Raw genomic sequence first — 12417 nt, 5'->3', positions numbered from 1 at the left:
TTATGTCCCGTGACTTCACAGCATCAGCCACAAGGCGAAACCGTCCGCACCTCCCGTCCGATTGAAATCGTCGTTCTGGTCTCCGGAACCGGCTCACTCCTGCAAGCCATCATCGATGCGCAGGATGAGAACTATCGTGTGGTCAAGGTCGTCGCTGACGTTCCTTGTCAGGGGGTAGAGCGCGCGAAAGCTGCTGGTATTGAAGCAGAAGTAGTAGAGATGGGTGCAGACCGCGCCGAATGGAATAAACGTCTGGTTGCCGCAGTAGAAGCTGCGCAACCAGACGTTGTTGTTTCGGCTGGTTTCATGAAGATTCTGGGCGCAGATTTCCTCGCCCGCTTCGAAGGCCGCACCATCAATACTCACCCGGCTTTACTTCCGTCCTTCAAGGGCGCACACGGTGTCCGTGACGCGCTCGAGTACGGAGTGAAGGTCACAGGTTCAACCGTCCACTTTGTTGATGCCGGTGTAGATACCGGTCGCATCATTGCCCAGGAGCCAGTCTTGGTTCGGCAGGATGATGATGAGGCTTCGCTGCACGAGCGCATCAAGGTGGTCGAGCGCCAACTCATCGTTAAAGTCTTGCGCGCCGTTCAGGTCGCGCAGGATGCCAACGCAACCATTTCGATTCAGCTCTAAGACTTTTAGGAAGGCTTTCTCCGCACCATGAGCGATGACCGTAAGCAGATCAAGCGCGCGCTGATTAGCGTCTATGACAAGACTGGGCTCGAGGATCTCGCCCGCTCCCTCGACGCTGCCGGCGTTGAGATTGTGTCCACCGGTTCCACCGCCGCCAAGATTGCAGACCTTGGCATCAACGTCACCCCAGTGGAAAAGCTCACGGGCTTCCCGGAGTGCCTCGAAGGCCGCGTGAAGACCCTGCACCCGAAGGTTCACGCTGGCATCTTGGCAGATACCCGCAAGCCGGATCACCTCTCTCAGCTAGAAGAGCTCGGTGTGGAGGCATTCCAGCTGGTCGTGGTGAACCTGTACCCATTCCGTGAGACCGTTGCTTCCGGTGCAGACTTCGATGGCTGCGTTGAGCAGATCGATATCGGAGGCCCATCCATGGTTCGTGCGGCAGCGAAGAACCACCCATCCGTTGCGATCGTCGTTGATCCGGCGCGTTACGGCGACGTCGCAGAGGCTGCAAAGAAGGGCGGCTTCACCTTGGAGGAGCGCCGCGGCCTGGCACGCGATGCATTCCTGCACACCGCTGATTACGATGCCGCTGTTTCCCAGTGGTTCGTCGATCAGCTCGGCGGTGAGGGCGCTACCACCACCTTGCGCTACGGCGAGAACTCCCACCAGTCCGCGACCGTTACCCGCGATGGCTCCGGCAAGGGCCTGGCTAACGCGCAGCAGCTGAACGGCAAAGAGATGTCCTACAACAACTACCAGGACGCTGACGCCGCGTGGCGCGCCGCCTGGGATCACGAGCGTCCGTGCGTTGCCATCATCAAGCACGCCAACCCGTGCGGTATCGCCGTTTCCGATGAATCCATCGCTGCGGCACACCGCGCCGCGCATGCGTGCGACCCGCTCTCCGCATTCGGCGGCGTCATCGCAGTAAACCGCGAGGTCAGCGTCGAGATGGCCGAGCAGGTCAAGGACATCTTCACCGAGGTCATCGTCGCTCCGTCTTACGAGGATGACGCGGTGGATATCCTCAAGGAGAAGAAGAACCTCCGCATCCTTGTTGCCGAGCACGAGGCTCCGGCAGAGGAAATCAAGCACATCTCCGGTGGCGTCCTGCGCCAGGAGCCGGATACTTACCAGGCCGAGGGCGATAAGACGGAGAACTGGCAGCTGGTTGCTGGTAACGCGCTTTCCGACGCCGACCTAGCTGAGCTCGAGTTCGCATGGCGCGCAGTGCGCTCAGTTAAGTCCAACGCCATCCTGCTGACCAAGGACAACGCCGCTGTGGGCGTGGGCATGGGCCAGGTCAACCGCGTTGACTCCGCGAAGCTGGCGGTCGAGCGCGCTAACACGCTTGCCGACGGCGCGAACCGCACCGCGGGTGCTTTCGCTGCTTCGGATGCCTTCTTCCCGTTTGCTGATGGCCTGGAGGTTCTGCTCGACGCTGGCGTCAAGGCCGTCGTCCAGCCGGGCGGCTCCATTCGTGACGAAGAGGTCATCGAGGCCGCCAAGCAGGCCGGCGTGACCATGTACTTCACCGGCACTCGCCACTTCTTCCACTAATTCGCTATCGCGAATTAGTACGTTGCGCCGCTAATTAGGCGCAGCGCTAATTGGCTGAGGGGCCTGGCAACTTATGGTTGCTGGGCCCCTTTAGACGTTTTCGGATGGAACGTCGCTCATGGTCGTTGGCGCAGTTGAGGCTGGCGTCGAGGTTGGCGTTGACACCGTGTCTGCTGGAGCGTCTGGAATGTCTTTTGGCAGCAGGAAATATGCCGCGGCGCCTAAGACAATGGCGAGGAAGAGGAAGGCGGCAATCAGACCGATGATTGCGCCGCTAATCAATCCTTTGCCGTTGCGCGCTGGCATTTGCGCGCCGAAGTTATTAGGTTGCGTAGCCGATGCTGGGTGCGCGGGGTTCGTACCGGGGGCAAAAGATCCGGAACCAAATTGTGGCGATGATGGCGCAGAAAACTGCGGGGAGCCAAACTGGGGCGATGAATTAGGACGCGAGTTATTAGGCTGCGAGCCAAAACCTGGATAGTTCGTCATAGGGATTTCTAAAACGGCCTTTCCTCAACAAAGACAGTGGCGAATCACATAAGCAGTGATAGCAATAGTGACAATGTAACCGAAGTTTTGGCTACTTCGCCCACTACCAAGGAAATTTCCCCAGATCCGCCTACTTCGGGTGAGTTCTGCACAAAAATTAGCTGGTCGAAGGGCATACGTGTGCCATAATCAGAAATCTAAGTAACTACCATATCCCTGCATATAGGAGACGTTTTGTCTGGCGAAAACAACGGCTTTGGCCCTTACCAAGGCGCAAACGAAGCACCCAATACCAACCCTTGGGCAAAACAGTCAGGCGGGCAGAACGCGGCGGATCAACCACAACAGCAATTCCCGCAAGGCTACTCACAGCAGGGGTACCCGCCGCAGGACTATGGGCAATACGAGCTGTCCAACATGGGGTCACCATTTGCTGGTGACTCCGCGCCGTACTATGCGCAAGGCGAATACGGTCAGCAGTATGGTCCTGCGGATTACAGCCAGGCGGCGCCGGTGTACCAAGAAGAGCGCTCGAGCGGTACGAAGTGGGCAATCATTGCTCTTATTGTGCTTGCCGTCATCGCGCTCTGCGCTGCTTTGGCATTTTTCCTTCTCAAGGGCGGCAGCGATGAGAAGAACGCCAGCCCGATGCTGACAACCTCTGCAGAAGCAACCACCGAGGCGCCAACAACCGAAGAAACGACCAAGGCTCCGGAACGCCCAGCGTATCCCTCGCTTCCGGCCGGTGCGGTGGCCGCAAACGACGCAGCTATGTCTGGTGCTGCGGGCGGAGACCTGAACAACGTCTACCGTGATTCCACGATGACCTCTCCTGAGTTCGCCCGCGCCGTCCGCGATGCATATGTAGAGCATTTCCTAGATACCAAGGAATATAACGCGGTCATCACCGCATATAGCCCGGTTACTGGCATCAACTACACGATGGATTGCCGTGACAACGGCGAATATGTCACCTGCACCGGCGGCAACAACGCCATTGTTTACATCGTTTAATCGGCTCCGGCAGCGAGAGAGGACCCAACTAGATGAAGAAAAAGAACCTGTGCGGTCTGGGCCTACTATGCGTGGCTTTGGCCGCAAGTGCCTGCACGATCGGTGATGTGGAGGAAAGAGCGGAAGTTAGCATGACCACCAGCACGGATGTGGACCCGCGCCCCACTTTGAGCGGGCAGACGATGGTGCCCGATGCGGATGCTAAAGGCGATGGTGGAAAGTCTGACAAGGACCCGGCTCCTGCTGCAGCGAGGGGGAACGTCCAGGAAGCACTGCAGAAGATCGTCGAAGACGTTCAGAGCAAGTACGGCGGGAAAGCCGGAATCGCCGTTGCAGGTCAGGATGAGGTATATAGTGCCGGTATTTCTGAGCCGCGAGCCGCATGGTCTACATCGAAGGTGCCGGTGGCAATTGCCGCGGAACGCGCTGGTTCGGCAGATCCTTCGATGATTTCTCAGGCCATTACTTTTTCAGATAATGCGGCCGCAGAAAATCTCTGGCAATCCCTAGGCGGCGGGCAGTCTGCAGCTAGCGCCGCCAGCGCAGTTCTAGCGGAAGCAGGCTTAGACGTGCAAGTGCAGCCCACGGTTACCCGTCCGGGCTTTTCCGCCTTCGGGCAGACCCAATGGACAGTCGCTGATCAAGCGCGCTTTATAGGGCAGTTGGGTTGTATCGCACAGGGCAGCGGAGTGCTCACTGCTATGGCTGCCTCTGATCCTGCCCAAAGCTATGGCTTAGGCAGCCTCGATAATTCATCTTTTAAGGGCGGTTGGGGCCCAGATACAAACGGCGCCTATGAAGCACGGCAGATGGGCACGGTAGAGCTCAACGGTAAGAAGGTTGCGGTGGCTATTTACGCGACGTCGCCAAGCGGTGCCTATGGCTCGGCACAACAAATGCTCAGCGCCTTGGCCACCGAACTCGCGGGTGCGAAGGTCCAGTGGCCCAAGGCCGCTTGCTAGTTGGCGCTCCAGACGGTGCTGAACTGGCCGGTGTCTAGCTTGCTCGAGTCATAAGAGGTGCTGTCTGGGATGATTGTGAACTCGCTGCCATTAATCAGCAGCTGGCTGACATCGTTGAAGGTAGCGGTGTACGAAGTGCCGCTACCTGAGGCAGTGCCAACGGCCGGGCCGCTGGACCAATTGCCGCGGTAGACCAAGCCGGAGCCTTCGTCACAGATGACGACGTGCGCCTGTGGCGCGGACTTCTTGGCCGCGTACACGGCCTCGCCGCCGTTGCACTGCGCGCCGGAGATTCCGTCCCAGCCATTGGCGCTAAGCCCTGCCGGATAATCCTTGCGCTGCGTAGTGGTGTGGGTTTGCTGGCGCGGCTGCTGCCTTTGCTGATAGCGCGGCGAATTATTCTGCGCCGGGGAAGAAGAATCCTGGGTAGGCGTAGGATCAGACTCGGTTTCTTCCGTGGTCGTGACGGGTTCTTCCGAAACCTCCGTCGACGGCGGTGCCGGAGCGACAGGTGGCTGCTGAGCCTCGTCGCTCTTCTTATCCGCCCAGACCACGCCGCCGCCAATCAGCATGGCCAGGATGACTGCCAAGATGCACAGGATCGGAACCCAGTTTCGCGAGGGCCGCGCGGCGGGCGCTGTAAATCCCATCGGCTGCGTCGACTGGTAGCGGCCATTTGGGGCGGTATAGGGATTCTGCTCGCCAAATGGGGATTGCGACTGCGCGCCCGAGTACATATTCGTGGGCAGCGAAGGGTAGTGATTTGGGCCTTGGTTAGGGTTGGTCATTGCATCCTTCGGCAAAGAAATCGGCGATAGGAAAAAATACAGGCAGCAACTTAAAAGTTTCCGAGTAGTTACAAATAGTAGCTGCCTTCTACGAGCGGTTATGCTACCCCACAAGCGGGGTAGATAGGGCGATTCTTAGAACCTGCATCTACATCGGGTGTGGTGAAATATACGCGTGAATGATTCCCGTGTAGTTATGTGGCTGGAGCGCCAAGGATATGCAAACGTCCGGCGCATCGGTGGCGGTGGCATGGGAACCGTCTTCGCGGCCACCGATGTCGATCTAGGGCGCAACGTTGCAATCAAGACGGTGTTGCCGGAGCTACACAACGAAGAAGGGCTCAAGCGCTTCCATAATGAAATGAAGGCGCTGGCGGCCATCCATAGCTCCTATGTCACGCACATAAATAAGAAGCTGGCCGACACCGAGGGCAATCTCGGCTTTGAGATGGAGCTTTTCGAAGGCGGCACGTTGGAAGAGCTCATCCGTGAACGTCGCCATAGTAACGAGCCGGGTTTTAGCATCAGCGACGTCGTCAAGTACTTGCGCCCCGTGGCCAAAGCACTGGACCAGATGCATTCGATGCGCCCGGATGGGTGGATTCACAGGGATGTAAAACCGGCCAATATCTTGCTACGCCGCCGGCCCACCGATAGCGGCTATAGCGTTCTGAGCGACTTTGGAATCGCTATCTCGGAGGGGCAGTCGCGTTTAACCGCCGTAGGCAACGTAATCGGAACTGAAAACTACTCTTCACCAGAGAGCAATTCGCGTGATTACAGCGGCCAGGAAGCATCCTTTTCAGGTGATAACTATGCGCTAGCACTCATCGCGTTTGAGATGCTGACCATGTATCACCTCAAAGAGGTGATGTCGGAGTCTGCCTGGCGCACCAAGCGCATAGTCCCGGCGATGGGCACCCCGACTATCATGGAACGGCTTGATCCACAGGCGGCAATGGCCACTCAGCAGATTGATGCAGTGATGGAACGAGCACTGGATAACACTCCTTATCGGCGTTTCCCGGAGGCCTGCCAGTTCATCGATGCACTGGAGGCGTGCAGAAACGGTGGCGCGGAACTCAACGCGCGTTCCGCAGTTCCGGAGAACCAAGCCACTAACTATCCGGCAAGTGGTCAGCTTCCCGCCATGGGCTTTGGAATGGGCAGCGCACATAACCTCGCCGGGGGAGCGCAAAACTGGAGCAATCCTTCGATAGCTGCGGTGCCTTCTTATGGCGGGCTTAGCAATGCGCCCTTCAACCCAGGAATCAACCCGGGTGCGTCCATGCCTTCAACAAGGCCAATGCAGCAATCGCCGCAGCAGGTACAGTCTGCTCGGCCGGCGCAGCCTGCGAGGCCGCAGAAGGACAACAACAATGCGTTGATGATTGCGGCGACGATTCTCATCATCATCACGATTGCGATCACCACAATTGCGCTAGTAACCGGCTAACTTCCACGCTTTTAGGTATTAGTATGGACTTTTGGAATAAACCTATCCATCTATCCTCGACTTCGAAAGCGCCTAATCTATGCAGTCTAACGCCAGCTCGCCGGCAAACCTTGGACCGTGGCTTCAGATCAATGACTTGGTCGGGCAAGTCCACCGGATGGGCCCGGGCGACGAACTCATAGTCGGGCGCGCAGGCGACTTTGTAGTAGGCGCAGAGGACTTGGACCTGCACCGTCAGCTATTCCAGCTGTGGTACTCCGGCCAAGGCTGGATGCTTGCCAATGTGGGCCGCCATATCCCGCTGTATATCAGCCAGCGCAATGTGCGCTCCCATTCGCGCATCGAGGTAGGACCGCGCGGCTTGGCACCCATCCCACCGGGGCCGACCGCCATCACTTTCACCACGCCTGATTGCGTGTACGAGATTCACATCGACGTTCAAAACAACGACATGATTCGCCGCACCCCGCGCCCGCTGGATCAGGAGGGGGACCGCACGCGCACCCGCCACGTCCCGAATGACGAGCAGGAGCTGTTGCTGCGCCAATTGGCTAGCTACCTCCGCGCGCCGGGTGCCACGGATGCTAATATCCCGGCGATTCGAGAGCTGGCGCAGGCGCTTGGCTGGACCGAGAAGAAGACCAACCAGAAGATCGATCGCCTGATTGAAAGCCTTAAGGAAGACGGCGAAGCGGTGTATAAGCCTCATAAAAACTGCTTGGCTCACTATGCCGTTCAGCGCTATCGTTGAGGTCTAGGAAGACCTAGCGCACCTAGCCCATAGAGCATTTCTCGTATCGACACAGAAAAGAAGGCGCACACTATGACTTATCCGTATCCACAACAAAAAGATAAGTCCGGCGTGGTGCCTATCGTCGTTGGAATCGTCATTCTCGTCGCAATCGTGGCGGCCGCCGCTGCATTCTTCTTGCTTGGGCGGGGCGGTGAGAAAACTGAGCAGACTGCGCAGCAGCAATTCAAGCCGGTGGAATCGACCACCACCTCGACAGCCAGCACCACTTCCGCAGCGCCTAGCACTAAAGAAAGCCCAAGCCCGTCCGTAGTAACCGTGACGGAAACAGCGCCTAACCCAGAAGAGCATTACGACCACGGGCGCGATAAGTCCACCGTCAGCGGTGGTATTTTGAGCGACCGCGGTTGGTCCGGCAGCTATGCATCGTGCACCGCAGGCGAGGACCTCATCCTCGCTGGCACCAGCGATGACGGCAAGGTTGTCGTCTGCGGCAACGCCGGCGGTGCTACCTACCGTTCCGATATGTTCGGCGGCACCTTGGAGCTGCCCGCCGAAGGTCACGAAGGCACCTACCAGGTTGATGCCGATCCTTCGTCCATCGTGGTCAATGCCGACGGTCTGCGCGTCTACCAAGACAACGCGGCCGTAGAAAGCGTCACCTGGAACGACTACTGGCAGCGATAGGTGTTTGCTTGGCAGCACCACGCTGCACACACTAATTAATTGCCGGACTTCTTCTTACGATCCGCGGCAGCAGCGGCGGCAGAGGAGATGGAGTCGTGGCGGTTCTTGAGCAGCTCAAGAGTGGTCTCTTCCGCGTTGTCCGGAACCTTTGCGCCGAGAACGGCTAGCGCGGCGTCGGCAAGCATGACGGCGGTCTCCGGAACGCGCTGGGAAGCGTCGAAAGGCGGGGTGCCATCGTTCGGGCGCATCTCAATGACCGAAAGCGCGATGTGGAACGGAAGCTCGACGCGGGGGTCATCCTCGCCGACGATTGAGGCGGCAATTTCGCGGAAACGAGACTGCAAAGCAGTACGCTGTTCGTGGTACTCGGAGAACTCGGGGGAGTTAGCCACCGGCAACTGGTAGAGGCGGCCAACGTTCCAGCCGCTGGTTAGCAACAGGCGGGACTCCGCCGCGACGAGGGACCATAGGCGCTGCTCAGCCGTGGCTTCGGAGGCAGCAAGTTCCTCGGCGAGCTCGAGGGAAGGTTCGATGGTGGAGTTAAGGAGGGTTAAGAAGATCTCCGTCTTGGAGGGGAAATGATAATACAGAGACGCCTGGCGAATGCCCACGGCATCCGCAATCTGGTGCGTCGAAGTGGTGGCAAAACCCTGCGTGGTGAAAAGCTCTGATGAAGCGTCGAGAATCTCTTCACGGGCGGTAGTTCCACGGCGGCGCGGGCTGTTCTTGCGCGGCCTACCAACAGTTCCAGCCATGGGCAGGACGCCTCCTTTCGTGTGAATGAATTTTAATTCATTAAGCCAGTTAAGTGTACTCGTTTATATTCGCAGCAACTAATTAATTGTCCTGCGTGGAGCAGTCTTGCTGACGTTTACCAATGGACTCAAAGTTTGCGGATACCGTGCGGCAGGCGGAGCCATAAGCGGTGCGGTCGAGGGGTGGGAGAGTCGCAAGGACGCCATCGCGTCCGTTGACGCCGGCGTGCCACTGGCGCAACTCCAACGCGATGCCGGTGCCCCAGGCACTGGATAAGGCTTCGGCTTCGGCGGCGTCGAGAAGCTCACGCTCAACGCCGATCGCGAGGCGATCCGGAGTAGGGCGTGGCGCCGGCGCGGCCCAACGGGCAATGGCGGCGATGGGGGCGAGCAGGACACCCTGGATATCCACGGGCGCATTGCGATCCGGCAAGCCGTCGACCACCTTGAGCGCTGGCGGGCGCAAATCCAGTGCTTCCTTCAGCAGCGCATCTTCGCTGCCGACGCCCAGCGCCAGGCCAGCGTCGGCACGGCTGGCCATGTTCTCCTCCGCAGGACGGCCAACAAGGCCCACGTCCCTAAAAATAGATTCCAGCTGCGGGTCCTCGCCCAGCCAGGTGATGGTCATGGAAGGAAGTGCGTCACCGCGGGCGACGGGGCCGGAAAGGCGCACGGGGCTGGCGACGCCGGGCGAGCGCACGATGTCAGTGATAATGCGAGAAAACCACGTGGCAAGTTCTAGCTCGTTCGCGCTGTGGTCTAGAGAATTGTGCAGGAGATCCTGCGCTTCCGCGAGTAAGCCGCGGGCAGTAGCGGGGGACTGGCAGTGCGCTGCGAGCTCACTGAGATCCGCCAGGGATTGATGCAATGGCATGCGCCTTAAAAGCCCTTTCGAGGAGAGGGGAAGTGAATATCACTAATCTATCACCAGCTCGAATCCCGCATAGGGAAGTTGTGGGTTAAGTAGCAGATAGTTATCTCGTGGCCAAGAACAAAACGCACAAAAGCCGCTTTCCATCCAATCGAAGTGATTGAAAGAAAGCGGCTTTCGAAGGTTCTTTTACCGTGTCACACTTGCCAGCGGCAAAAGTGCGCTGTTGAGAAACCCAGCTACTGATTTAGCGGGCGGTGAACGGCAGGAGAGCCATTTCGCGTGCGTTCTTCACAGCGGTAGCGACCTGGCGCTGCTGCTGTGGGGTAAGACCGGTCACGCGACGGGAACGGATCTTGCCACGGTCGGAGATGAACAGACGCAGGGTCTTTACATCCTTGTAGTCAACCGTCTCGATACCCTCAGCCTTCAGCGGGTTCTTCTTCGGGCGACGGGTTTGTTCCATGCGGAACTTCTTTTGGTTATTGCGCTTGATAGCCATTGTGCAATTACCCCTTTACCAGCTGGACTTGCGAACGCCCGGCAGCTCACCACGGTGAGCCATGCCGCGCATACGGACACGGGACAGGCCGAACTTACGGAGGTAACCGCGCGGACGGCCGTCGGCTGCGTCGCGGTTACGGATGCGGGAACGGGATGCATCACGTGGCTGACGGTTCAGCTCGAACTGTGCGTCCAGACGATCCTCGTCCGAGGTGTTCGGGTTCTTGATGATGGCCTTGAGTTCAGCGCGACGCTCCGCGTAGCGGGCGACGATTTCCTTGCGCTGCTCGTTCTTGGCGATCTTGGACTTCTTAGCCATAGATTATCGCTCCTCGCGGAATTCGACGTGCTTGCGGACGATCGGATCGAACTTCTTCAGGGTGATGCGATCCGGGTTGTTGCGCTTGTTCTTACGGGTCACGTAGGTGTAACCGGTGCCCGCAGTGGACTTCAGCTTGATGATTGGACGGATGTCATTACGTGCCATCTTTAGATCTTCTCCCCACGTGCGCGAATCTTGGCGACGACGGACTCGATGCCGTCGCGGTCAATAATCTTCATGCCCTTGGTAGAGACATTCAGGGTGATGGTACGGCCCTCGGAGGGCAGGTAGTAGCGACGACGCTGCACGTTGGGGTTCCAACGGCGCGAAGTGCGGCGGTGCGAGTGCGAGACCTGCTTGCCGAATTCCGGCTTGCGGCCCGTTACCTGGCAAATAGCCGACATGGGTCTTCTTTCTCCTAGCCGCCCACATCATGGCTACTGACGGCTATGCCTTCTGCGGTGAGGCGCAGTGCTCGAAAAGTGAGGTTGAGCATGGGTGGCAAGACCGTCAAACACCAGTAGACGGGGCGTAAAACGTATACTTTGACAACAGCAAGGGGAAATCTTACAGCCCGTGGCCCAAATTACCTAATCGCCTTCCTTGTCCCAGTGCTGCAAGCTGATGCAGTGGGCTCGTGTGAACTACCTGCGCCATTTGGTCTTGTTAACGCCTGTGGCTGTTGTTAATTATGCGGGCCGATTCCTATATATACGGAGCGTAATAGCGTGTATGTGGGTTTGGGGAACTGATGGCAAAGGTGTAACATGCTTTAAGTTGTTGACATCTCCGCCCACGGGAAGCGCAAGCAATATCCCGGAGCGATGAGGTTAACGCCATTTTTAATCTGTACGTCCCAACTCGGGCACGATCTTCGACACCGATAGAAGGCTGCTTTGTAAAAAGTTCGCCCTTCTTTAAGGCTTAAGCCAGGTAGAAGAGTGAAGAACCGACCCGTAGTTTCAACCCTGAGGGAATAATTATGAAGAAGGATATCCACCCGGATTACCACCCGGTGGTCTTCAAGGACGCCGGCACTGGCCACTCGTTCTTGACCAAGTCCACTGCTACTTCCGATCGCACCGTTGAGTGGGAAGATGGCAACGAGTACCCACTGATCGTCGTTGACGTGACCGCTGAGTCCCACCCGTTCTGGACCGGTGCACAGCGCGTTATGGATACCGCAGGCCGTGTCGAGCGCTTCAACCAGCGCTTCGGTGCAATGGCTCGCCGCAAGAAGAAGAACGCGTAAGGAGGATAGAAGAAAATGGCAACTCCTAAGTTCAAGATGTCCCGCGCGAACACCCGCGCACGTCGCTCCCAGTGGACGGCAGACAACGTCGCCCTTCAGGAAGTCACCATCGACGGTCAGACCGTGCGCATCCCGCGCCGTCTGGTCAAGGCTGCAAAGCTCGGCCTGGTAGACGTGGAGCAGTTCTAATCTAGAACGCACTACTTTTTAAAAAGCCTGCGAGAAGCGCCTAAAACAAGGCGTCTTCTTCGCAGGCTTTTTCTTTTGAACAGATTTTTTAAACAGATACATGGCCTAAAGGCGCCGCGAGAAACGTTAGCTTGTGGCTTTGGGGGTGTTCCTATATAGGTTGTCAACTCCGTGG

General features: G+C 58.0%; 17 protein-coding genes. 9 read left to right on the top strand and 8 right to left on the bottom strand.

The window, feature by feature from the left end; genetic code table 11:
- Positions 1-9 precede the first annotated feature (9 nt).
- Both purN and purH read left to right on the top strand, forming a co-directional pair.
- The gene (gene purN / locus HMPREF3155_RS03450) at positions 10-639 is read left to right on the top strand and encodes a phosphoribosylglycinamide formyltransferase (protein ID WP_061921242.1); all 630 of its coding nucleotides are present in this window, start codon (positions 10-12) and stop codon (positions 637-639) included.
- Positions 640-666: 27 nt separating this feature from the next.
- Positions 667-2202, top strand: coding sequence for a bifunctional phosphoribosylaminoimidazolecarboxamide formyltransferase/IMP cyclohydrolase (gene purH / locus HMPREF3155_RS03445; RefSeq protein WP_070432575.1), 1536 nt, complete (start codon positions 667-669; stop codon positions 2200-2202).
- A gap of 90 nt (positions 2203-2292) precedes the next feature.
- Here the strand turns inward: purH and HMPREF3155_RS03440 are convergent, their stop codons facing one another.
- On the bottom strand, positions 2293-2508 hold the full coding sequence (locus HMPREF3155_RS03440; RefSeq protein WP_061921248.1) for a flagellar basal body-associated FliL family protein: 216 nt from the start codon (positions 2506-2508) through the stop codon (positions 2293-2295).
- Positions 2509-2925: 417 nt separating this feature from the next.
- On the opposite strand from HMPREF3155_RS03440, the gene HMPREF3155_RS13235 reads away from it, so the two are divergent.
- Positions 2926-3705, top strand: a complete 780-nt coding sequence (locus HMPREF3155_RS13235) for a hypothetical protein (RefSeq protein ID WP_246817655.1) — start codon at positions 2926-2928, stop codon at positions 3703-3705.
- A gap of 131 nt (positions 3706-3836) precedes the next feature.
- Positions 3837-4667, top strand: a complete 831-nt coding sequence (locus HMPREF3155_RS03430) for a serine hydrolase (RefSeq protein ID WP_235591017.1) — start codon at positions 3837-3839, stop codon at positions 4665-4667.
- Here the strand turns inward: HMPREF3155_RS03430 and HMPREF3155_RS03425 are convergent.
- On the bottom strand, positions 4664-5455 hold the full coding sequence (locus HMPREF3155_RS03425; protein WP_070432574.1) for a hypothetical protein: 792 nt from the start codon (positions 5453-5455) through the stop codon (positions 4664-4666). The genes HMPREF3155_RS03430 and HMPREF3155_RS03425 overlap by 4 nt on opposite strands.
- A 175-nt stretch (positions 5456-5630) precedes the next feature.
- On the opposite strand from HMPREF3155_RS03425, the gene HMPREF3155_RS03420 reads away from it, so the two are divergent.
- From HMPREF3155_RS03420 to HMPREF3155_RS03410, 3 genes are all read left to right on the top strand, one after another.
- Positions 5631-6911, top strand: a complete 1281-nt coding sequence (locus tag HMPREF3155_RS03420; protein ID WP_141744798.1) for a serine/threonine-protein kinase — start codon at positions 5631-5633, stop codon at positions 6909-6911.
- A gap of 79 nt (positions 6912-6990) precedes the next feature.
- On the top strand, positions 6991-7662 hold the full coding sequence (locus tag HMPREF3155_RS03415) for a hypothetical protein (protein ID WP_061921265.1): 672 nt from the start codon (positions 6991-6993) through the stop codon (positions 7660-7662).
- A 72-nt stretch (positions 7663-7734) separates the two neighbouring features.
- On the top strand, positions 7735-8349 hold the full coding sequence (locus HMPREF3155_RS03410; protein ID WP_061921267.1) for a hypothetical protein: 615 nt from the start codon (positions 7735-7737) through the stop codon (positions 8347-8349).
- A gap of 35 nt (positions 8350-8384) precedes the next feature.
- Here the strand turns inward: HMPREF3155_RS03410 and HMPREF3155_RS03405 are convergent, their stop codons facing one another.
- From HMPREF3155_RS03405 to rpmB, 6 genes are all read right to left on the bottom strand, one after another.
- Positions 8385-9104 (bottom strand): TetR/AcrR family transcriptional regulator, encoded by a 720-nt coding sequence (locus HMPREF3155_RS03405; RefSeq protein WP_061921270.1) that lies wholly within the window; start codon positions 9102-9104, stop codon positions 8385-8387.
- Positions 9105-9186: 82 nt separating this feature from the next.
- On the bottom strand, positions 9187-9978 hold the full coding sequence (locus HMPREF3155_RS03400) for a hypothetical protein (RefSeq protein WP_061921275.1): 792 nt from the start codon (positions 9976-9978) through the stop codon (positions 9187-9189).
- Positions 9979-10222: 244 nt separating this feature from the next.
- Positions 10223-10471, bottom strand: a complete 249-nt coding sequence (gene rpsR, locus HMPREF3155_RS03395; RefSeq protein WP_034657238.1) for a 30S ribosomal protein S18 — start codon at positions 10469-10471, stop codon at positions 10223-10225.
- Positions 10472-10492: 21 nt separating this feature from the next.
- Positions 10493-10798 (bottom strand): 30S ribosomal protein S14, encoded by a 306-nt coding sequence (gene rpsN / locus HMPREF3155_RS03390; protein ID WP_061921278.1) that lies wholly within the window; start codon positions 10796-10798, stop codon positions 10493-10495.
- Between the two features lie 3 nt (positions 10799-10801).
- Positions 10802-10966 carry a 50S ribosomal protein L33 gene (gene rpmG / locus HMPREF3155_RS03385; RefSeq protein WP_010187624.1) on the bottom strand — a complete coding sequence of 55 codons (165 nt, stop codon included), beginning with the start codon at positions 10964-10966 and terminating at the stop codon, positions 10802-10804.
- Between the two features lie 2 nt (positions 10967-10968).
- Entirely contained in the window at positions 10969-11205 is a 237-nt protein-coding gene (gene rpmB / locus HMPREF3155_RS03380) for a 50S ribosomal protein L28 (RefSeq protein WP_005279911.1), read from the bottom strand.
- Between the two features lie 578 nt (positions 11206-11783).
- Here rpmB and HMPREF3155_RS03375 point away from each other — a divergent pair.
- Positions 11784-12053 carry a type B 50S ribosomal protein L31 gene (locus HMPREF3155_RS03375; RefSeq protein WP_061921281.1) on the top strand — a complete coding sequence of 90 codons (270 nt, stop codon included), beginning with the start codon at positions 11784-11786 and terminating at the stop codon, positions 12051-12053.
- A gap of 15 nt (positions 12054-12068) precedes the next feature.
- Positions 12069-12242 (top strand): 50S ribosomal protein L32, encoded by a 174-nt coding sequence (rpmF, locus tag HMPREF3155_RS03370; protein WP_070432573.1) that lies wholly within the window; start codon positions 12069-12071, stop codon positions 12240-12242.
- The last annotated feature ends 175 nt before the right edge of the window (positions 12243-12417 follow it).

Origin of the sequence: Corynebacterium sp. HMSC06D04 (assembly GCF_001807315.1) — a bacterium.
Taxonomy (GTDB): domain Bacteria; phylum Actinomycetota; class Actinomycetes; order Mycobacteriales; family Mycobacteriaceae; genus Corynebacterium; species Corynebacterium simulans.
Note: the sequence above shows the minus strand (reverse complement) of the source record. Positions and strands in the feature narration are given on the sequence as shown.